Raw genomic sequence first — 21,946 nt, 5'->3', positions numbered from 1 at the left:
GAAAACCTCTTCACAGGGCTGAGCATTCGCCCGAAAACTGCATGCGGATCGCGGACAGGCCGGTGAGATCGATCGCCGCGCCGTCCTGGCGCTCGAAAACGAGGGTCCAGGTCGTGAACGGCGTCGGGCGAAAGACATCGTTGCGGAAGCGCTCGACCGTGTCGGCTTCCACCAGCGGCGGTGAAATCTGATCCTTGTAGACGAACACCCGGCTGAACTTCTTTCCGGAGAAGTCGAGCCAGCGGGGTAAAGAATTAAGGCCGCTCCGCACGCGGTCGCGGTAGATGCCGTTCGTCGAGATGCGGACGAGGATCGGAACCGACGATGTGACGCCCTCGGCATAGGCCCGGACCCGCGACACGCGCACCCGCGCGAAAGACCTGAATGCCGGGGAGTCGCCCGGCACCGTAACCTCGATCTTGCGTTTGTTGACAACGCCCTGCAGTTCAACAGGATCGGAGACGACGAGCTCGATATTGGTTGTCGTCGATGGCATGCCGGTCATCTGTTCGACCGCCTCCAGTTCGAAGGTCCGGCCGGCGATCTGGCGCACCTTGTCGCTGAAATCGTCGACGGTATCGGTAATTTTCGGCAGGGCCGGCAAGGTCTCCAGTGGCATGAGCGAGAAATAGCAGAAGGCCCGGCGATAGGTCTCCATCGCCAGGAACACGCCCCGCTTGGCTTCGACGACGCGCTCGAACAGCGTGTTCTGAACCGTCTCGTCCTCGGCCACCTGCGCGCCGAGTTTTGCGACCCTCTGCTCCGTCGTGTCCAGCGCTTTGGCGGCCGAGCGCTTGCGCAGGAGCGCCACCGCAAGGTCGGTGTTGGCCTTGGCGAGGGCAAGCCGCGCCACGCTCATGGCCTGTCCGGCGACGAACAGCTTGCGGAAGGCCAGGCGGTACGCGCTCGCGCCGGGGATCGACTTCACGTCACCGCCGGCCAGGTTCTCGAACATGTTCTCGACGTCGATGGCGAGGTTCTGCCAGAGCTGAGCGCCCCCGGTCGCGATGTCGATGCCGGCAGGCTCCACGGTCGAGAGGCTGTCGCCGATGGAGCCTTCTGCGAGGCCGAGGAGTTCGGCGCTGCTCTGCTCCATGGCCTCCGCGGCCTCGCCGACTTCCTTCAGGCGCATGGCGGCGTCGAAGATGCCCTTGGCATCGCCGGCCGCGCTCTCCACCTTGTCACGCATGCCATCGGCCTTCTCGCGGTCGGGCTCTGCGGCTGGCGGCGGATTGGCGCCGGCCGGGTTCCGCGCCGGCAGCGGCTTGCCCTTGGGCAGGAATTTGTCGGTCTTGCCTTGCGCCCAGGAGGCGAGCTGGCTGGCGTTCTGGTCAATCTTGTTCGACTTCGAAAGTCTGGCAAACGGACCGCGGGCGGATTCCATCTTGCCGGCCCAGGACGAGAAGGTCTGGCCTTTGACCAGCTTGGTTACGCTCTGGTCGGCGCCGAGCATCTTTCCTGCCTGCCCGGCGATCTGCGTGACATCGCCGACGAACACCTGGCCGATCGCGGCCACATCGCCGGCACCAACCACGATCGCCGGTATCTTGGAGAGAAGGGACAGTGAATTGGTCACGAGATCGACCGCCGCCGCCTGCATCTGCGCACGCTTCCAGCGTTCGATTTCCATGTCGAAGGTCGTTTTTGCCTGCTCCAGCGTCAGGCGCGTATCCAGCAGCTGGCCGAGGACATCGGAGCGGGCTTCCTCGGCCTGATCACGGGTGCGGCGGGCCTGGGCCACGAGCCTGTCGTTGAGATCGAGTTCGTTGGCGCGGTCGGCCAGCATCACCCGCGCGTCCTCCAGCCACTGGCTGTCCGATCGGGTTGCCTGTTTCATGTCGATAAGGCGCTGATTGCGACCCGTCAGCAGCTTGAGGCACTGGTCGGCCTGGTCCGCATAGACGGCGTGGTCGAGCGCCGGAACCAGCACGCCGTTCTTGGCTTCACCGGAAAGAAGCGACACCGTGTCGTAAAGCGCGCGGGCCTGCAGCGCGAGTTCGGCCAGACCTGCGTTGCCGGACAGGAGCTCGACGATCCAGAACAGCAGCTGGCGCGCATGGCCCGGATCCTCGGTGAAGCGCAGGCTCGCGAGCTGGAACTGGGTTTCCAGCAGCAGCGCCGGCTGTTCGCCCAGCCCGATGATGCCAAGGCCGGCATCCCCCGGATGCAGGCCCCTGAACACGGATTCGCCGGGTTCCAGCACGACGGCCTTGCAGAATTCCGCGTTCGAGGCGGGCGTGAGGTCATAGCCGATCTCGATGGGCGTGCCCTCGGCATCAGTGACGACGAGGGTGATCGAAAGGGCCGATGCCTTGCCGCTTGCCGCCGCGACGATCTGCTGCGTCAGGAGGAGGAGACTGGGATCGGGCTGCCCGATCCTGTCAATGATCACGCCGGCGCGCGGACCGGCCTCGATCCGGCGGGCGAGGATGAAGGCGGGCCGGTCGACGATCATGTCCTCGTCGAGCACAAGCACGTCGCAGCAGACCATCAGGTAGGGGGCGTCCACGGCCGTTCGGGCGGCCTTGCGAACCGCGCTCCAAACCAGCAGCGGGTGTCGGTAGATGCCGGCACCGGGCTCCATCACCGTAAACGCCGGCAGACCGAGCCGCTTGAGGGAGGCGTCCGCATAGAGCGTGGACCAGGGGAGCGCCGTGCCTGTCCATCTCTGCGCGTCCGTCTGCGTATCCGTCTCGGCGGCCATGACCGTCTTCCCCCTCGCCTAGATCGTCTTGGCCATTTGTGCTTCCATGGCCTTGGCTTGGTCAGCCATGGTCGAGGGGTTCGGGTCGATCTTGATATAGGGCGCCTGTGTAAGCAGGATCAGGTTGGGGTAGAGCGCCGCCCATTTCTTCTCGACATTATTGAGGAGAACGGTCAAGGCCCGATCGGAAACCAGGGGGCTGTTGTTGGCAGCCGTGCCGGTGCGCACCGATGCCTTGAGAAAGCCGGCAATCGACTGGAGATCGGATCCGAGCCCGTTCCAGGCGGTCTTGACCGTCTGCACATGGCTGATGGCGAGCGCCGTGTAGCGGGAGGCATTGGCAACGGTGCGTTCGGCGAGGCGGCCCACGTCGCGCACGCGCAGCGCCTGGTCGAGCGTCACGCTCGCATCGGCAATGTCCTTGCTGAGCTGCTCGACTTCCCGAAGGGTCTTGGTGGCGCGGTCGCCATAGACGCCGGCCACGACAACCGCGGCGATCAGGCCGACAGGCGGACCGACCCAGGCATAAGTGGGGGTCGTGGCGGCCACAGCCACCTCGTGGTCGTATTGATCCTCAAGTTCGGCTTTCGCCTTTTGCAACTGGGCCAACGAGCCCGCGATCGTCTCGTCGCCCTGGAGTGCGGCGATGGTCGCGGATTTCAGCCTGTGGTCCTTCTCGATCTCCTGCTGGGCCACATCGAGCTTGCCAGCAGCATCGCCGAGGTCGCCGGAGAACTTGCCGAGGCTCTTTTCCACGCTCTGCGCGCGGGCAACAGCGGCCTGGGCATCATCGCGCATGGCCTTGATCAGCTCGGCGGCGGAATCCAGGTCGCCATCCTTCACCAGCTGCTCGACGACACCCATGAGGTCGCCTTCGCCCTTGACCGCATTCTCCGCGAAGCGCTTCAGGTCGTTACCCACGCCCAGCATGTCCGGCAAGCCATCGGTCATGAATTCCTTGCAGGCCGTCTTGATCAGGGAGAGGCCGGATTTCATGCTGGTGTAATAAGTCATTTCACCGAGATTGGCGTTGGCCAATACGATCCGCAGTTCGGCGTCGTCTGTTGGTAACCGTACGCCATAGTTAAGATACACTTGAAGATAGTGCCAACCCTGCTTCAGCGGGCTGAGCACCGGGTTTCCTTTTTCGTCGACCTTTGGCGAAACCAGTGCCTCCAGTTCGGCGTAGCCGTCGTTGCCGTCCGCCGGCACGTCCATGGATGGGTCGGGCATCGCCTTCAGCCTTTCGGTGTCTGTTGCCTCATTGTGGATTTTTGGCCCATAGCTCAAGGCGCTGCATGGCAGGCCGCGCCTTTGTGCAATAGATCTGGCGAACGGCCTCCCGGGTGGTTTCGTCGGCCCGGGCAATCTGGGGTAACGCGCTTTCGATCAAGCCGACGCCCGCGTGGAGATCATTGTGGCGGTCGACGAGAAAGCCATGGAGTGCGTTGATGCGCTGAAGAATCTGTTGCGACGCGACGACTTCCGACTGATGCGCGCGCGCCGCTATTGCGGTGGCGTTGGCGATGGCGGCGTCCGCATTGATCTGCGCGATCGCGAGGTTCGCGGCGTCCATATTGGCCTTGACCGGGTTGTGGATGCCAAGCGAAATCGCCGTCAGAAACCCGTTCTTGAAGCCTTCGTTGCCTTGCAGTTGTTGCCGGGCGACGCGGAGCATGGCTTCGTGGCCGATCCGCAGTGCGCCGAGCATTTCAATCTGCTGGTTTGCTTTCTCAATGCTGCGCAGATCGTCCTCGATGGCGCGCTGAACCCTGCCGCCCAAGTCTGTCGCTTCAACGGACGCCTGCAATGAGAGGGTCAGGCACCTCTTGGTCGCATCGCGCGCAGCGCTCAACTTCTGTGCGAGATCGACAAGCAGCACATGCATCAGATTGCCCCCCGGGGGCGGCGTCGTGTCGACGTGGCTCCAAGGCTGGAGGGCACTGGGAATAAGCGCGGCCCGCAATATGTAGAGTTCGCTTTTTAAGATGGGCAGAAGAGCCGAAAATTTCGCGAACAAGTCCGGCGCAAGTCCGGCCCTGCTCGGCCCACCTTCCGCAATCCAGTGTTCATAGGCTGAGATTTCGTTCATGGCGCACCGAAGCACAACATAATTGGTCAGCGGGATAGTCAAATCGTCCGCTATGTGGCGTCTTATGAGATGTTGTGTCGTATATTGGCGATTATTTGCGATGTTATATTATTACTTTTTATTAAACATAATGTTGCAGAAAGTTTCAATGGAGGCAAGCGCTCATTTTTGAATTTTCGCCGAAACGTCTACCGTCCTAAAGCAGCATGCGACTTTGATGCAGCGTAAAGATGCAATGCAAGGCTGAGATGTATATTGCTACCTCTGAATTGTCGGCCGGGTCTGTGGTTTCGAGAACCAGCGACAGGCCGATGACATCAGACGACCATGGGGTTGATGAATTCGAGCGCGCCTGACGAGATGACCCCGATGGCCAATAGTTGCACCGTCGGCTTTCGGTGGTCCGTCCGCTCGCAATTCATCCACCGTCGCACGGGGGGGCGCGGGGGGCTGTCGCGTGGGGTGTCTTGGGCATGACGGGGGATCAGGTCGAGGGCGCGGCAGAGTGCGGCGGCATCCGCTGCAATCGCATTCACCCTTCACTGTGCACCCTTCACCGTGCACCCTTCACTGTGCATCATGCTGCCGGCGGCCGGCGGCGTGTGCTCGTAACCCGCCAGGTGCAGGTCAAGGACCTGAGGGCGTTCGTATTGTACCTCGGTCAGCCGGTCTCGACAGGGCACGCCGAAGCCCTGTCCCTCTGCGCTCTATCTGTACGACTTGCTGAATCCGTACGACTTGTTGTCCGTACAGTTTCGAGGCGGCCGGCGGGATATCGGGCCGCAGTCTCACTCCACGGCCAGCCGCTCGGCCAATTCCGACACATCGTCCCAGTTCAGATGGCGGCGGCCATCGGCCGCGTCCACATCAAGGCCGTCCTGGGTGACTGCGGCCGAGAATTCAACATCGCTTCCCACCGGGCTCAAATAAATGGCATCGGTGCGGCGCCAGTCATGGGCCACGGCCGTGAAGGCGCGCGACAAGGTCCGGCCCTCTTCCAGGGTCAGGTCGAAATACACCTGTTCGCTCAACATCATCCGCAGCATTTCGCCGAGCATCCGATGCGGCACGCGTTTGACGAGGGGATAGCTCATATGACTTCGCTCGCTATTGGCTCTGGCCAGCCTGCCGCTTTCGGGCGCCGGGATCCTGCGGGCGTGCGTGGCCGGTATCGTCCATCCCATCGGATGGCCGACAGCCGGAGCCACGCGCGTCTGCAGTCCGCAAGACCGCCGCGATGGCTCCCGTACCCATGGGGGGCATTCAGGCCATCGGGCGGCGGTCCTGGCCGTGGGGTTGGCCCTAAAGAGTGCGAACCTCCTCGGCCTTTGCGATGAAGTCCAAACGGTCCGCCTGGTCGAAGTCCGCGATCGACACCTCGAACACGAAGCGGTTCGGATACCAGAAATTGGCGTAGGGCAGGAACAGGCTGCTCGATGACAGGCTGGCCAGTTGCTGCTCGCCCGCAAAGAGCACGGCTTCGAACCCGACCCCATTTGTCGGCGCCGCCGTGTTGTCGCCGAAGACCTCGAACTGGACGAACACTTTGGCGGACGGGACTCCGGCCTCGACCGTCTTGAGGGCGATGATGCGAATGTCCTGGAAGCGACGGCCGATCTTGCCGTCCGTCAGAAGTTGCAGATACTCGTGCACACGCCCCTTCTTGACCGCGGTGCTGTCGACCAATGGCAGACCGAGATCGGCCAATCCGGCAGGCTTCGCGGGGGCCAATGCCACGACGGTGCGGGTTTCCTGCAATGCGGGCAAGAGTAGCTCCTTGTAGGGTTCGACGTAGGGTTCGAGGTTGGAAACCCGACCAAAACTCCGGGTCGGAGCCGCAGGAGGCATAATGCGCGCCAAATCGGCACGGCTCAGTCGGGCGCGCGTCGAACGCCACGGCCGGTTGCCGTTCTGCAACAGCGAGCGCGGCGGGGCTTGCGAAGCCGCCCAAGGATGCGGAGAAGGGCAGTCACCGTGCGTCGCGGCGCAGAAGGAGTCCGGAATTGAACGGGAGCGAGACGTCGCCGGAACCATCCCGCAAGCGATCGAGCCAGGCGCGCACCATCGGCATCGCATCGGCGATCTGGGGCGTCTCGATCTTCCTGAGCCGCATCCTCGGCCTGGTGCGCGAACAGATCATCGGCCGCACGCTGGGGGCGAGCCGGCAGGCGGATCTCTATTTCGCCTCCTTCACCCTGCCGGACTTTCTCAACTACCTTTTGGCCGCCGGCGCGCTGTCCATCGTCTTCATCCCCATCTTCGTCAAATATCTGGAGGCGGGGGACACCAAGCGCGGCTGGGAAGCCTTCAGCGTCATCGCCAATTTCATCGTCGTGGTCGGCGCGCTCGGCATCGCGCTGATGATGGTGTTCGCCCGGCCGCTGGCCACCCTCGTGGCGCCGGGCTTCACCGAGGCGTCGGAGATCGACGAACTGGTGCGGCTCATGCGCATCATCCTGCCGGCGCAGTTCTTCCACATCCTGGGCGGCCTGCTGTCGGCCGCGCTGATGGCGCAGGACCGTCATGCCCTGCCGGCGCTGGCGCCGCTGATCTATTCGGCCTGCATCATCCTCGGCGGCCTCGTCGGCGCCTATTATCCGGAGCTTGGCGCCGAGGGTTTCGCCTGGGGCGTCCTCGCCGGCTCGATCCTCGGCCCCTTCGCCCTGCCCCTGTTCGGCTGCCTCAGGACGCATATGCGCTGGCATGCGACGTTGTCGCTGCGCAGCGCGGACCTGCGCCGCTACCTGCTGTTGTCGCTGCCGATCATGATCGGCTTCTCCATCGTCGTGGTGGACGAATGGATCGTCAAGAATCAGGCCTCCTTCCTCGCCGCCGGCGCTCTGGCGCAGCTGCAATACGGCCGCACGCTCATGAAGGTGCCCATCGGCATCTTCGGCATGGCGCTGGGCGTGGCCTCCTATCCGACCATCAGCCGCCTTGTCGCGGCCGGGGACGTGGTGGAAGCCTATGGCGTGCTGTCGCGCACCATCCGGCTGATGCTGGTGGCCATCTTGGCGGCGGGGGTGTGCCTTGTCGTTGCGGGCTACGAGGCGGTCTATCTGATCTGGGGGATGTTCGGATCGCGCTTCACCGCGGCGGACGCCCTGGAGACCTCGCGGATCCTCGCGCTGCTTACCATCGGCATCGGCGGCTGGGCGGCGCAGAGCGTGATCAGCCGCGGCTTTTATGCCCTGGGCTCCACATGGCTGCCGACCCTGGTGGGCACGGCGGTCACCTTCGCCATGATCCCGCTCTACGTGGTGCTGCGCGAGCGCTTCGGCGCGGAAGGTCTGGCGGTGGCCAGCTCCACCGCGATCCTCGCCTATGTCTTTGTGCTCGGCTGGCTGCAGCGGCGGCGGTTCGAGGCGGAGGCGGCGACGCGGGGCGCGTCGCTTTCAACGGCGCCGGGCATGCTCTCCGGCGTCTGGCGCCTCAGCCTCGCGGCCGTGGTGGCGATCGGCATCGGCCTTGTGCTGCGCACGGGCCTTGTGGCGATCCTGCCGGGCGATGGCGTGATCGCCATCCTGCTGCGCGGGGGGCTGCTGTGCCTTGCCGGCATCGGGGTCTATGCGGTCGCGGCGTGGGCGCTCGGCATCACCGAACTGCGCGAGGTCGCGCAGAAGGTGGGGCGGGCGCTGCGCGGGCGCGGGCGCTGAGGCTGAGGGGGCGAGACCGGCACGGTGTCGGGAAACGGTCATGGCGGCATTCTTGCTTGGCGCCGCCGCATGGCACTCAAATTCTACATGACGCCGGGTTCGTGTTCGACCGGCATCCACATCCTGCTCGAAACGCTCGAACTGCCGTTCGAGGTCTGGGTCGTCAACATCCCGGCGGGGGATCACCTGCGGCCCGAGTACCTCAAGATCAATCCCAGGGGCACGATCCCCACGCTCGTGCTCAATGACGGCAGCGCCCTGACCGACTTCAAGTCCATCGCGCTATGGCTGGCGCAAACCTACCCGCGCGCCAAGCTCCTGCCCGACGATCCGGCGCTGGCGGCGCAGGCCGTCGATCTGCTGGAGTTTGCGCTGATCCAGCTGCATGGCGAAGGCTTCACCCGCATCTTCACGTCCGAACGCTACATCTCGTCGGGTGGAGCGAAGCCCGGACAGCAACTGAAGGATGACGTGACCTCCCACGGCCGGGAGATCGTCGAGCAGGCATTCGGCATTCTGGACAAACGCCTGCCGGACGAGGGCTATGCCGTCGGGCCGACCTTCTCCATTGCTGACGCGGCGTTGTTCTACAACGAATTCTGGGCGGAAAAGACCGGCATCCCGCTGCCCCCGCGCGTCGCCGCCCACTATCAGCGGGTGAAGGCGCGGCCGGTGGTCCGGCAGGTACTGGCGGAGGAAGGCTACCGCACCTGATCCGGGGTTCAGAGCGGCCAGGGCAGGGGCACAAGGGCGCGCAGCACCGCGGCGAGCTGGGCCAAGGGCGGCTGCTCCTCCCTCACGGTCTGTTCGAAATCGGCGAACGCCCGGTCGAGGCGCGCGCGCTCGCGGTCCTTCTCCGCGTCCGTCAGGAAGGAATGGGCGAGGGCGGTGTGGGCGATGGCCTTCAGCCGGGGGTAGCCGAGCCCATGGTCGCGCGCGGCGCGGAAATACTCGTTGGTGAGGTCGATGCGTGACACGCCCGCATCGTCGGTGGCCAGTGTCACCGGCACGCCGGCGTTGAGGTAGGTGACGATGGGGTGCTCCTTGCCGCGCACGCCGAGGATCACATCGCTGGAGGTGAGGGCGATCTCGATGGTGACGCCGCGCCGGCGCATTTCGGCGAGCAGGCCGTCCATGTCGCGCTCGAAGCCCACCGCCGTGCCGTGGCCGATGCGGCGGGCGCCGGCAATCTCCACCGCCTCCCGGATGTGGAAGTCGAGGTCGGCCGGCGGCACCAGCCCCAGCCACAGCTCGCCCGCATGCAGCGCCACCGGCACGTCCGCGCCGGCGAGGAAGCCGATCCACTTCATGTGGGTGCGATAATCGCGCAGGGACACGCGATAGTCTTCCGGCCCCACATAATTCAGGCCCACCACCATGCCGGGCGCCGCCCGCACCAGGGACGCCGCCAGCGCCGTCTGGGCGAAGACCGAGGCGGGCGCGCTGTTGCGGTTCACCTGCGCGATGAAGCGGAAGGTGACGCCGCAGCCGGGGCGGGTGGCATCGCCTCCGCAGTCGCGCAGGGCCTCGATGTGGGCGACGATGGCGGCCACCTGCCGCGCCTTTGTTGCCACCGCGTCGTCAAGGCCGTTGTGCTGGAGCGCCGCCAGCATGGCCGCGGGCTCGCCCACCGCGCCGATGGCCTGGGTCATCCGCTCGCGGTCGGCGCCCTCGAAGAAGGTGGCCATGAACTCCACATACTGGACCTTCGAGGCGTCGTATTGCTTCAGCTCGTCCACCACCATCTCGGCCATGCGGCTGGCGGTCTGGTCGAAGTCCGACCCGCCGGTGGCGGCGTTGAACTTGCCGAAGGTGGCGAAAAACTGGTCATGGCCCGAGGGCACCGCCAGGGTCGGCAGGAACCAGCGGGTGGAGAGTGCATTGACGATGAGATCGTAGGTGGTCTGCCCGTTCGGGCCGGACACGGCCTCCGCCAGCGGGACCACGGCGGGGTCGCTCCCGCACGGCTGGTCGGGGGCGGCGCCATCGGGCCGGGGCAGGAGGGTCATGTCGGCGCGGCGGAAGCACAGGCCGTCGCCCACCGCCCAGGCCAGAAACCGCTCGGCATAGACCGCACCCGACAGATGGGTGTGCAGGTCGCCGCCCTTGGGCATGCGCTGGAGGAAGGCGCGCATGCGCGGATGGTCGGCACGCAGGGTTTCGAAATGGGCGGCGGTGACGGTCCCGGGCAGATCGCGGGTGACCACGAAGAGCCGCGCGAGCAGCACCGCAGCCAGGGCGAAGAGGACGACGATCCAGATGCGGCGACGCAAGCAAGCCCCCTTCGGCCAGACCCTCCCGGCCCAACCTTCCCGGCGAAGGCTGCGCCGGGAGCCTAGCTCAAGCTCGTGCCGTCAGGAAATGCCGGTGACCGCCTTTCCCTCTGTGGTGTGTCAGGTGCACCGCCGCAGGGACGGAGCTGTTGTCTCCGCTCTCGTCAGCCGACGGCAATCTCCTTGCCGCTGGCGCCCCACTCGGTCCACGAGCCGTCATAAAGGGCGAGCGGCGTCTTGCCGATCATCTCCAGCGCCACCCACAGGATGGCCGCCGACACGCCGGAGCCGCACGAGGTGATGACCGGGCGCGACAGATCGAGCCCGGAAGCCTCCACCACCGTGCGGATCGCGTCCGGCGACACCAGGCGTCCGTCCTGCACCAGGCGGCCGTGGGGCAGGTTGAAGCTGCCGGGCATGTGGCCAGAGGGCAGCCCCTCGCGCGGCTCGGGCGCTTCGCCGCGGAAGCGGGTGTCCTGCCGGGCGTCGAGCACCTGGGCGCTGCCGCTCTTCAAGGCCCGGTCCACGCGCTCCATGTCGGCGACGAGGGAATGGTCGAAGCGCGGATTGAAGATGGCGGGCAGCCGGCGCACGGGGCCGTCGTCCACCGGGCGCTCCTCAGCGAGCCATTGGGGCAGGCCGCCGTCGAGGATCTTCACGTCCTGCGCACCGAAGGCGCGGAAGGTCCACCACACGCGCGGCGCCGAGAACAGGCCAGCCGAATCATAGACCATGATGCGCAGCCCGTCGCCGATGCCCAGCGCCCCCACCGCCACGGCGAAGGCGTGGGCGTCGGGCAGCATGTGGGGCAGGGGGGTGGAGTGGTCGGCGATGGCGTCGATGTCGAAATGCACCGCGCCTGGAATGTGCCGCTCCAGATGTTCCTTGGCCCCGCTGCGGCCGGAATTGGGCATGTGCCAGGAGGCGTCCACCACCACCAGGTCGGGCGCGCCGAGATTGGCGGCGAGCCATTGGGTGGAAACGAAGGGGCTCGCGGGCGTGTCGACGGTCTCGCTCATGGGCTCTTTCTTTCGGCTCCGTGCTGGCACCGGCAAGGGCGCGCGGCCCCTCATTGAGCGGATGGGGGCGCGCGTCAAGCGGTCGGCGCAAGGCACGCCGCAAGGCCCGCCGCAAGACGCTCCCGGCCGTTCAGACCAGCACGTTCGGCACCTCGACCTTGCGCTCCAGCCATTCCGGCACCGGCAGGTTCTTGGAACGCAGGAACTCGGGGTTGAACAGCTTGGACTGGTAGCGGGTGCCGTAGTCGCACAGGATGGTCACGATGGTGTGGCCCGGCCCCATCTCCTTCGCGAGGCGGATGGCCCCGGCCACGTTCACCCCCGACGAGCCGCCGAGGCACAGGCCCTCGTGCTCCAGCAGGTCGAACACCACGGGCAGGGCTTCCTCGTCCGGGATCTGGAAGGCGGTGTCGATGGGCGCGTCCACGAGGTTGGCGGTGATGCGCCCCTGGCCGATGCCCTCGGTGATGGAGGAGCCCTCGGATTTCAGCTCGCCGGTGGTGTAGTAGGAATAGAGCGCCGCGCCCATGGGATCGGCGAGGCCGATGCGGATGGCCGGGTTGCGCGCCTTCAGGGCCATGGCGATGCCGGCCAGCGTGCCGCCGGTGCCCACCGCGCAGATGAAGCCGTCCACCTTGCCGCCGGTCTGCTCCCAGATCTCGGGGCCGGTGGTCTCCAGATGGGCCTGCCGGTTGGCCACGTTGTCGAACTGGTTGGCCCAGACGGCGCCGTTGGGCTCGGTTCTGGCGAGGGCCTCGGCGAGGCGGCCGGAGACCTTCACGTAATTGTTGGGATTGGCATAGGCCACCGCGGGCACCTCCACCAAAGTGGCGCCGGCGAGCTTCAGCATGTCCTTCTTTTCCTGGGACTGGGTCTCGGGAATGACGATGACGGTGCGGAAGCCGAGCGGGGCGGCCACCAGCGCGAGGCCGATGCCGGTATTGCCGGCGGTGCCTTCCACGATGACGCCGCCGGGCTTCAGCGCCCCGCGCGCCACCGCGTCCTTGATGATGCCGAGAGCCGCGCGGTCCTTCACCGACTGGCCGGGATTGAGGAACTCGGCCTTGCCGAGAATCTCGCAGCCGGTCTCTTCGGAGGCGCGCTTCAGACGGATGAGGGGGGTGTTGCCGATGGAGTCCACAAGGCCGTTACGGATCATGTGCGGATCAAAGCCTTCAATGAATGTGGTTGCACGTTACTCAACGTGCCCCGCCGTATCAACATGACAAGTCCCATCATTTTCGTGTGGATTCGAAAGCGCGCAACGCCCGCTCCCGCGCGGCGCCGTGGTCCACCAGCGGGCGCGGATAGGTGTGACCGAGGCGGATGCCGGCATGGGCCAGCATATCCGCGTCCGCCGTCCACGGCCTGTGGATGAGGGGCGTCGGCAGCTTCCTCAGCTCTGGCACGTAGGTGCGCACATAGGCGCCGTCGGGGTCGAATTTCTCGCCCTGCGTCACCGGATTGAAGATGCGGAAATAGGGCGCCGCATCCATGCCGGAGCCCGCCACCCACTGCCAGGATGCGGCGTTGTTGGCGCCATCCGCATCCACCAGCGTGTCCCAGAACCAGTCTTCGCCCGCGCGCCAGTCGAGCAGCAGATGCTTGGTGAGGAAGGACGCGACCACCATGCGCACCCGGTTGTGCATCCATCCGGTTTGCCAGAGCTGGCGCAGGCCGGCGTCCACCAGCGGATAGCCGGTGAGGCCCTTGTGCCAGGCCTTCAGCTCGCCGGGGCATTCGCGCCAGGGGAAGGCGTCGAACGTGCCCTGGATGTTGCGCCGGGCCAGGTCCGGCATCTGCGCGAGGAGGTGGTAGGAGAATTCCCGCCAGTACAGCTCGGCCTCGAACTTGTCGGCATCCGCCAGCGGCACCGCGCTTGCCTCGGCCGCGTGGCGCACGGCGGTCAGGATCTGGCGCGGCGAGAGTTCGCCGAAGCGCAGGTGGGGCGACAGGCGGGAGACGTGGTCCTGGTCCGGCCGGTCGCGGCCCTCGGCGTAGCCCGTCAGCCCCCCGTCGATGAAGTCGGCAAGGCGGGCCTGAGCGGCCGCTTCGCCGGCGGTCCATGCGGTGCGCAGGCCGCCGGCCCAGTCGGGATGGGTGGGCTCAAGGCCGAAGCTCTCCAGCGTCTCGCTTTCCGGGGGATGGGCGACGCCGTCCAGATGTTTTGGCGCGGGCAGGGGGGTGTCGAGCCGCCGGGCCTTCAGGGCCGCGCGGTGGAACGACGAGAAGGTCCGCGGCATGCCGCCGGACGCCCCTTCGACGCTGCCGGGCGGATGCAGCAGATGGGCGCAGAAGCTGAGCACGCGCCGGTCTTCGGACAGGAGCCGCGCGGCCACCGCGTGGTCCACCTTGGTCTCCGCCGCTCCGGCGCGATCATTGAAGGCGACGGTGGCGGCGCCCAGCAGGGCCGCGACTTCCGGCACCACCCGGTTGGCCGGACCGCGGCGCAGGATGAGGGGGACGCCCCTTTCCCCAAGGTCGGCCGCGAGCGCCCGCAGCGACTGGGCGAGCCACCAGCGCGCCGCCCCGCCCAGGGGGCGCACGCCGGGGCTGTCCTCGTCGAACACATAGAGGGCGGCGAGGGGAGCCCGCGCTTCGGCCAGCGCGGCGAGCGCCGGATTGTCAGAAAGGCGCAGGTCGTCGCGGAACCACAGCAGGGACGGGGAGGCCGGCAACGGGGACGCAGGCAACGGAGAGGAAGGCAACGGGGACGCAGGCGACCGGGCGGTTTGCAGCCGGGCGTTCTTCATGGCGCTCCTCCTAAGCCCGTGGGGCGCAAGAGGTTCACTCCCAATCGGCCGGGGATGCAAGGGGGTGAGCCCCCCTCTACCGATCAACGTGGGGCGTTGAGCCCCCCGCTATCCATTAAGGGGGCGTTGAGCCCCCTTGCCTCAATGGTGGATGTCGATGTCGCGGGTTTCCTTGCCGAGAATCAGCGCCACCAGGGTGAACAGCGCCATCACGGCGAGGTAGACGCCGACCCAGAACGGGCTGCCGCCGCCGTAGCTCCACAGGGCCACCGCGATGAACGGGGCCACCGCCGCGCCGAGGATGGACGACACGTTGTAGGCCATGCCCGAGCCGGTATAGCGCACGTTGGCCGGGAACAGTTCCGGCAGGAGCGCGCCCATGGGGCCGAAGGTGAGACCCATCAGCGTGAAGCCGATGATGAGCCACGCCATCACGCCCACCGGGCCGGCGGACAGCAGGGGCACCCATGCGAGGCCGAACAGGGCGATGGCCGAGGTGATCCAGATGAGGGTGCGCCGGCGGCCCCAGCGATCGGCCCAGGGGCCGGACACCAGGGTGAAGATGCCGAAGAACACCACGCCGCAGATCATCATCAGCACGAAGGTGCGGTAGTCATAGCCGAGGCCCGGCAGGGCGGCGGTGGTGGCTGCGCGGCCATAGCTCAGCGAGAAGGTGGTCATCAGGTAGAACAGCACGTAGGTGGCGAGCATGTAGAAGGTGCCGAGGATCATCTCGCGCCAGTAGCTCTTGAAGGCCGCCACCAGCGGCACCTTCTGGATGCCGCCGCGCTTCACCGTGTTCTCGAACGCCTTGCTCTCCACCAGGCTGAAGCGGACCCACAGGCCGACGATCACCATCACCGCCGAGAACAGGAACGGGATGCGCCAGCCCCAGGACAGGAAGGCGTCCGACGGTCGCGAGGGATCGGAGGACGGCATCAGCGCGGCGATGATCAGGAACAGGCCGTTGGCGATGATGAAGCCGATGGGGGCGCCAAGCTGGGGGAAGGTGCCGTAGACCGCGCGCTTGCCGGGCGGGGCGTTCTCGGTGGCCACCAGCGCCGCGCCGCTCCATTCGCCGCCGAGCGCGAAGCCCTGCGCCAGGCGCAGCACCACCAGCAGGGTGGGGGCCAGCCAGCCGGCGGTGGCGTAGGTGGGCAAAAGGCCGATGAGGAAGGTGGCGATGCCCATGGTCAGGAGCGCGCCCACCAAAGTGATCTTGCGGCCCTTCTTGTCACCGAGATGGCCGAAGAAGATGGCGCCCAGCGGCCGGGCTCCCATGGCCGCGCCGAACACGGCGAACGAGGCGAGCAGCGCCGTGGTCGGGTCGCTCGCCGGGAAGAACAGGTGGGGGAACACCAGCACCGCCGCCGTCGCATAGACGTAGAAGTCGTAGAATTCGATGGTGGTGCCGACGAGGCTCGCCAGGATCACGCGGGAGCGCGGATTGACGGCGTGATGTTCGTCGGCGGACGCGACGACGGTGGTGGATGACATGACCTGTTCCAACTGTCCCGGATCGCCTCGCTCCGTGCCCGGTCTCCACGGGCGCCATGGCGCCGGAGGGTGGGGCAATAATCTATCGCGATGCGGGGGAGGCGAAAGGGCCCCGCGGGCGAGAGGGCTGGGCCGCGTGATAGATTATTGCGCCCGGCTTTGCCACGCACGCCGGTACCGCATTCTGCATGGTGGGCATGTGCGATGTGCATGACGCCGTCGCTGGTACGGGCTTTGGTTGCATCGGGACCGCTCCGCACCGGCCCGCATCCAGCCTGTGGATGACGGTGATGACCTCCACTTCTCGTACCGCGCCGGGCGGCCTGTCACGAAGACGCGAAAACCGAGCCGGGTAAAGGCCCGTTAGGGATTTGATAACCGGATGGGCGCCACCATATGTAGTATGAAGGTGAGTTCGAGGCCCCAGATCAAGGCAAAATCCGGTTTGACCCAAGGGCCAGACTCGCACTAGCGTTCGGCCACTGAGCGCTGGGCGTCCCGCATGTATCGGTCGCGGATGCCAGCCCCGTACGCTGAACCCCAGTTCCGCGAACCGCACGGCGCGGCGTCCTGCGCCGTGCCCGACACGTCGTCACGACTGCCACATTCATCATTTAGACTGGTCGGCCCGCACGGGGCCGAGCCGAAGGAGCACCGGTCATGCGCGTTGAACGCCGCTACACGCACGAGGGCCGTTCCCCTTACGCGGACATTCCGTTCCGCGAGACCGTGAGCGAGATCAGGAACCCGGACGGCTCCGTGGTGTTCCGCCAGGAGGGCATCGAGGTCCCGGCCCAGTTCTCGCAGGTGGCGAGCGATATCCTCGCGCAGAAGTATTTCCGCAAGGCCGGCGTGCCCGCCCGCCTCAAGACGGTGGAAGAGAACACCGTTCCCTCCTTCCTCTGGCGCTGCGTGCCCGACGAGGCGGCGCTGGCGGCCCTGCCCGAGAAGGAACGCATCGTCGGCGAGACCTCGGCCAAGCAGGTGTTCGACCGTCTCGCCGGCACCTGGACTTACTGGGGCTGGAAGGGCGGCTATTTCGACAGCGAGGCCGACGCCCAGGCCTTCTATGACGAGCACCGCTACATGCTCGCCATGCAGATGGCCGCGCCCAATTCGCCGCAATGGTTCAACACCGGCCTGTTCTGGGCCTACGGCATCGACGGGCCGGGCCAGGGCCACTTCTATGTGGACCACGAGAGCGGCGAGCTTCTCGCCTCCACCTCGGCCTATGAGCACCCCCAGCCGCACGCCTGCTTCATCCAGTCGGTCAGCGACGACCTGGTGAACGAGGGCGGCATCATGGACCTGTGGGTGCGCGAGGCGCGCCTGTTCAAGTACGGCTCCGGCACCGGCTCCAACTTCTCGTCCCTGCGCGGCGAGGGTGAGCGGCTGTCCGGCGGCGGCCGCTCGTCCGGCCTCATGAGCTTCCTCAAGATCGGCGACCGCGCGGCGGGCGCCATCAAGTCCGGCGGCACCACCCGCCGCGCCGCCAAGATGGTGGTGGTCGATGCCGACCATCCGGACATCGAGGCCTATGTGAACTGGAAGGTGGTGGAGGAGCAGAAGGTTGCCGCCCTCGTCACCGGCTCCCGGCTCAATGCCAAGCACCTCAAGGCGGTGCTCAAGGCCTGCGTGAACTGCGAGGGCGAGGCCGACAGCTGCTTCGAGCCGGAGAAGAACCCGGCGCTGAAGCGCGAGATCAAGGCCGCCCGCAAGGCCGGCGTGGCCGACGCCGCCATTCGCCGGGTGATCCAGTATGCCCGGCAGGGCTACAAGGACATCGACGTTTCCATCTACGACACCGATTGGGACGGCGAGGCCTACATCACGGTGGCCGGCCAGAATTCCAACAATTCCGTGCGCGTCACCGACGACTTCCTGCGCGCGGTGGAGGCGGATGCCGACTGGAACCTGATCCGCCGCACCGACGGCAAGGTGGCGAAGACCGTCAAGGCCCGCGAGCTGTGGGAGAAGATCGGCGCCGCCGCCTGGCATTGCGCCGATCCCGGCATCCAGTTCCACACCACGGTGAACGACTGGCACACCTGCCCGGCGGCCGGCGAGATCCGGGCCTCCAACCCGTGCTCGGAATACATGTTCCTCGACGACACCGCCTGCAACCTCGCCTCGCTGAACCTGCTGCAGTTCCGCGACGCCGAGAAGCGGTTCGACGTGGAGAGCTACGAGCATGCGGTGCGGCTGTGGACCGTGGTGCTGGAAATCTCGGTGCTGATGGCCCAGTTCCCGTCCCGCCGCATCGCCGAATTGTCCTATGAATACCGCACCTTGGGCCTCGGCTACGCGAACATCGGCGGCCTGCTCATGTCGAGCGGCATCCCCTATGACTCGCCCCAGGGCCGGGCCATCGGCGGCGCGCTGTCGGCCATCATGACCGGCGTGTGCTACGCCACTTCGGCCGAGATGGCCGCGCAGCTGGGTCCGTTCCCGGCCTACAGCGCCAATGCCCAGTCCATGCTGCGGGTGATCCGCAACCATCGCCGCGCCGCCCATGGCCTGGCCGACGGCTATGAGGGCCTGTCCATCGCCCCGGTGCCCCTCGACCACCTCTCCTGCCCGGACACCCGGCTCGTGGCCCATGCCACCGCGGCCTGGGACAAGGCTCTGGCGCTGGGCGAGCAGCACGGCTTCCGCAATGCCCAGGTCTCGGTGATCGCCCCCACCGGCACCATCGGCCTGGTGATGGACTGCGACACCACCGGAATCGAACCCGACTTCGCCCTGGTGAAGTTCAAGAAGCTGGCCGGCGGCGGCTACTTCAAGATCATCAACGGGGCGGTGCCGGAGGCGCTGCGGGCGCTCGGCTACTCGGAAGCCGAGATCGCCGAGATGGAGGCCTATGCGGTGGGCCACGGCTCGCTGGCCCAGGCTCCGGCCATCAACCATTCCACCTTGCGCACCAAGGGCTTCGATGATGCGGCCATCGCCAAGGCCGAGGCCGCGGTGAAGACCGCGTTCGACATCAAGTTCGCCTTCAACCGCTGGACTTTCGGCGAGGAGTTCCTCAGCCAGGCCCTCGGCGTGCCCGCTGCGCAGCTGGCCGATCCCAAGTTCGACCTCTTGAACTTCCTGGGCTTCTCCAAGATCGACATCGACGCGGCCAACGTCCACGTCTGCGGCGCCATGACCCTGGAAGGCGCCCCCTTCCTGAAGGCCCAGCACCTGCCGGTGTTCGACTGCGCCTCCCCCTGCGGGCGGCTCGGCAAGCGCTACCTGTCAGTGGAGAGCCACATCCGCATGATGGCGGCAGCGCAGCCCTTCATCTCGGGCGCCATCTCCAAGACCATCAACATGCCCAACGACGCCAGCGTCGAGGATTGCAAGTCGGCCTACCTCTTGTCCTGGCGCCTGGCGCTGAAGGCCAACGCGCTCTATCGCGACGGCTCCAAGCTCAGCCAGCCCCTCAACGCCCAGCTGGTGGCCGACGAGGAGGACGAGGACGACGCGGTGGAGGCCCTGGTGGCCCAGCCCAACGCGGCGCGGGTCGCCACCGTGACCGAGAAGATCGTGGAACGGGTGGTGGAGCGCATCGTCGAGCACCGGGTGCGCGAGCGGGAGAAGATGCCCGACCGCCGCAAGGGCTATACCCAGAAGGCCATCGTGGGCGGCCACAAGCTCTACCTGCGCACCGGCGAATATGATGACGGCCGCCTCGGCGAGATCTTCATCGACATGCACAAGGAGGGCGCGGCGCTCCGCTCGCTGCTCAACAACTTCGCCATCGCCATCTCGCTGGGCCTGCAATACGGCGTGCCGCTGGAGGAGTATGTGGACGCCTTCACCTTCACCCGCTTCGAGCCGGCGGGCCCGGTGCAGGGCAACGACACCATCAAGTATGCCACCTCTATGCTGGACTATGTGTTCCGCGAGCTGGCGGTGTCCTATCTCGGCCGCAACGACCTCGGCCATGTGGACCCCCACGAGACCGGCTTCGACGCCCTCGGCAAGGGCGCGGACGAGGGCAAGGCGCCGAACCCGGCCAAAAGCATCGTCTCCAAGGGCCTGGTGCGCGGCAAGACGGTGAACCTTCTGGTGCCCCAGCCGGTTGCTACCGAGCCCCGCTCGGCCACCGACAACGTGACCATGCTGCGCGCCCCGACCTTCGGCGCCACCGCGCTGAAGACCGAGGTGGCCGAGCTGGCGGAGCCGGCGCCGCAGGCGCAGGAGATCGAGGCCGCGGTGGAAAGCCTGATGGACAAGGCGCTGCCGTGGGGCGCCACCGCCCGCAAGGCCGAGGCCCGCGCCGAGGCCCGCGCTAAGGGCTATGAGGGCGAGGCCTGCCCCGAGTGCATGAACTTCACCATGGTGCGCAACGGCACCTGCCTGAAGTGCGACACCTGCGGCGGGACAACGGGGTGTAGCTGAGGGATTTCCACCGCCCCGGGCGATGTCTCGGGGTGGCTGAAAAGTCCGTCGCTGCATCTGCTTTGACGCAGGCGCCCAACAAGAAGGGTCAGTGAGGAAGGTGGAGCGGTTGAACAATGGGGCCGCTCCACCTTTAAATGTTTTGGACGGTTTCCGGATTATTGGCGAACGCACCGAGATGCTCACCCTCTATTCCTATCCCGAACTGTTCGGCGTCGCCGACAACAATGGCTATGGCCTCAAGGTCTATGCCTATCTGAAGCTCGCCGGCGTGCCGTTCGAGCATCGCCACCTCTTCGACGCCTCGGGCGCGCCGCGCGGCCAGTTGCCCTATATCGAGGATGATGGCGCGGCCATCGGCGACAGCGAAGCCATCATCGCCCATGTGCGGCGCGCCTATGGCGTGACCCTGGACGACCATCTCGGCCCGCGCGAGCGCACGCTGGCGCTCCTCGTCACCCGCATGCTGGACGACCTTTATTGGGTCATGTCCTATTCCCGTTGGAAGGATGAGGATTTCTGGCCCCAGTTCCGCGATGCGTTGATGGGCCAGCATCCGGTGCTGACGGCGGAGGCTATGGAAAAGGCCAAGGCCTTCAACGCCCAGCGCTATTATTATCAGGGCGTCGGCCGCTATGCGCCGCCGGAAGCGTATGGGCGGGGGCTTGCGGACCTCGCGGCGCTGGCAGACCTTGTGCCCGCCGAGGGCTTCCTGTTCGGGCCACGCCCCGCTAGCACCGATGCCGCCATCTACGGCTTCCTCGCCAACATCTATTTTTATCCCATCGCGACGCCGTTGAAGGCGTTTGTCGACGCGCACGAAAATCTGGTGCGGCATTGCACGGCGATCCACGCCTTGATCGGGGCGGCCGCGCCGCACGGTGGCGCCTGAAGGCGGCAGCGGACAGCGCCTCGTCGGCTTCCGCAACCATCTGATCGCGCTCCGTTCCCCTCAAAACGCCGGCGTCGGCGCGAACAGGCACAGGGTGCGGCCCTCGCGCTTGCCCTGCACCGAGCAGCGGTGGAACTTGCCGTCCGGGCTCTCGGGCACCGCCTCGCGCGGGTAATATTCGCCCGTCGCCTTGATGAAATAGCCCTGGCCCATGAACTCCACGTCCTCCGGCCCGATCTCGTAGCAATCCTGCCCCGAGCAGCAATAGGCGGGATACCAGTCGTGGCCGCGGGCGAAGCGGGGCAGAAGCGCGACCGCCGACAGGCACAGGGCAAGGCCCAAGAAGCACTGCAGGAAACCCTGCACGGCGTGGCCGGGAAGCCTCCCCGTGGCGGGCAACCGGCCCGGGGACTGCGGCGTCGGAAGCGACTTCGGACACGTCATCTCGACGGCTCCGTCTTGCCCGAGGCCGGGAGCGGCCGGCCCGGGACACCATGAGCCGTTCAGGATGACGCAAGCGGCAGAAAGCTCAAACGAATTTTGGTGGTGTCCCAGTTTGACGTCGGCGGCTTCGACCGGGCACGCCCTGGAACCTCTCCCGCCTGAACTCGGCTGTTGCCGAGTTCAGGTCCCAAGTGCCGAAGCCGGAAACATCCGAGTTCGGGCGGGGGAGG

Annotated in this window: 15 protein-coding genes; 4 read left to right on the top strand and 11 right to left on the bottom strand. The window is 66.5% G+C overall.

All coding sequences use genetic code 11. The features are described 5' to 3' along the window. Positions 1 to 10 precede the first annotated feature (10 nt). The 5 genes from V5F48_RS20755 to V5F48_RS20735 form a co-directional block, all read right to left on the bottom strand. On the bottom strand, positions 11 to 2,704 hold the full coding sequence (locus V5F48_RS20755; protein WP_394260205.1) for a hypothetical protein: 2,694 nt from the start codon (positions 2,702 to 2,704) through the stop codon (positions 11 to 13). 18 nt (positions 2,705 to 2,722) lie between these two features. Next, positions 2,723 to 3,922, bottom strand: a complete 1,200-nt coding sequence (locus V5F48_RS20750) for a hypothetical protein (RefSeq protein ID WP_394260204.1) — start codon at positions 3,920 to 3,922, stop codon at positions 2,723 to 2,725. Positions 3,923 to 3,965: 43 nt separating this feature from the next. Further along, a complete protein-coding gene (locus V5F48_RS20745) occupies positions 3,966 to 4,796 on the bottom strand; it encodes a hypothetical protein (protein ID WP_394260203.1) in 831 nt (276 codons plus the stop codon). 788 nt (positions 4,797 to 5,584) lie between these two features. Further along, positions 5,585 to 5,890 carry a hypothetical protein gene (locus V5F48_RS20740; protein WP_394107646.1) on the bottom strand — a complete coding sequence of 102 codons (306 nt, stop codon included), beginning with the start codon at positions 5,888 to 5,890 and terminating at the stop codon, positions 5,585 to 5,587. Between the two features lie 208 nt (positions 5,891 to 6,098). Beyond that, positions 6,099 to 6,563, bottom strand: coding sequence for a hypothetical protein (locus V5F48_RS20735; RefSeq protein ID WP_394260202.1), 465 nt, complete (start codon positions 6,561 to 6,563; stop codon positions 6,099 to 6,101). 236 nt (positions 6,564 to 6,799) lie between these two features. Here V5F48_RS20735 and murJ point away from each other — a divergent pair, with 236 nt between their 5' ends. Together murJ and V5F48_RS20725 are read left to right on the top strand one after the other, a co-directional pair. Next, positions 6,800 to 8,452, top strand: a complete 1,653-nt coding sequence (gene murJ / locus V5F48_RS20730; protein ID WP_394260201.1) for a murein biosynthesis integral membrane protein MurJ — start codon at positions 6,800 to 6,802, stop codon at positions 8,450 to 8,452. Between the two features lie 69 nt (positions 8,453 to 8,521). Then, entirely contained in the window at positions 8,522 to 9,166 is a 645-nt protein-coding gene (locus V5F48_RS20725; RefSeq protein ID WP_394260200.1) for a glutathione S-transferase family protein, read from the top strand. An 8-nt stretch (positions 9,167 to 9,174) separates the two neighbouring features. Here V5F48_RS20725 and V5F48_RS20720 read toward each other — a convergent pair whose 3' ends face one another. From V5F48_RS20720 to V5F48_RS20700, 5 genes are all read right to left on the bottom strand, one after another. After that, complete coding sequence (locus tag V5F48_RS20720) at positions 9,175 to 10,725, bottom strand: adenosine deaminase family protein (protein WP_394260199.1); 1,551 nt, start codon at positions 10,723 to 10,725, stop codon at positions 9,175 to 9,177. Between the two features lie 164 nt (positions 10,726 to 10,889). Beyond that, complete coding sequence (gene sseA / locus V5F48_RS20715; protein WP_394260198.1) at positions 10,890 to 11,744, bottom strand: 3-mercaptopyruvate sulfurtransferase; 855 nt, start codon at positions 11,742 to 11,744, stop codon at positions 10,890 to 10,892. Positions 11,745 to 11,874: 130 nt separating this feature from the next. After that, the gene (locus V5F48_RS20710) at positions 11,875 to 12,903 is read right to left on the bottom strand and encodes a cysteine synthase A (RefSeq protein ID WP_394107640.1); all 1,029 of its coding nucleotides are present in this window, start codon (positions 12,901 to 12,903) and stop codon (positions 11,875 to 11,877) included. 76 nt (positions 12,904 to 12,979) lie between these two features. Next, positions 12,980 to 14,497 carry a cryptochrome/photolyase family protein gene (locus tag V5F48_RS20705; RefSeq protein ID WP_394260197.1) on the bottom strand — a complete coding sequence of 506 codons (1,518 nt, stop codon included), beginning with the start codon at positions 14,495 to 14,497 and terminating at the stop codon, positions 12,980 to 12,982. Between the two features lie 141 nt (positions 14,498 to 14,638). Further along, complete coding sequence (locus V5F48_RS20700; protein WP_394260196.1) at positions 14,639 to 15,994, bottom strand: MFS transporter; 1,356 nt, start codon at positions 15,992 to 15,994, stop codon at positions 14,639 to 14,641. Positions 15,995 to 16,654: 660 nt separating this feature from the next. Between V5F48_RS20700 and V5F48_RS20695 the strand changes: the two genes are divergently transcribed. Together V5F48_RS20695 and V5F48_RS20690 are read left to right on the top strand one after the other, a co-directional pair. Further along, a complete protein-coding gene (locus tag V5F48_RS20695) occupies positions 16,655 to 20,380 on the top strand; it encodes a vitamin B12-dependent ribonucleotide reductase (RefSeq protein WP_394260195.1) in 3,726 nt (1,241 codons plus the stop codon). 178 nt (positions 20,381 to 20,558) lie between these two features. Further along, positions 20,559 to 21,272: a glutathione S-transferase family protein gene (locus V5F48_RS20690; protein WP_394260194.1), complete on the top strand. Its 714-nt coding sequence runs from the start codon at positions 20,559 to 20,561 to the stop codon at positions 21,270 to 21,272. Between the two features lie 60 nt (positions 21,273 to 21,332). Here V5F48_RS20690 and V5F48_RS20685 read toward each other — a convergent pair whose 3' ends face one another. After that, a complete protein-coding gene (locus V5F48_RS20685) occupies positions 21,333 to 21,638 on the bottom strand; it encodes a hypothetical protein (RefSeq protein WP_394260193.1) in 306 nt (101 codons plus the stop codon). Between the last annotated feature and the right edge of the window lie 308 nt (positions 21,639 to 21,946).

This window comes from Xanthobacter autotrophicus ATCC 700552, assembly GCF_043194565.1.
In the GTDB taxonomy this organism is placed as follows: Bacteria; Pseudomonadota; Alphaproteobacteria; order Rhizobiales; family Xanthobacteraceae; genus Xanthobacter; species Xanthobacter autotrophicus_F.
Note: the sequence above shows the minus strand (reverse complement) of the source record. Positions and strands in the feature narration are given on the sequence as shown.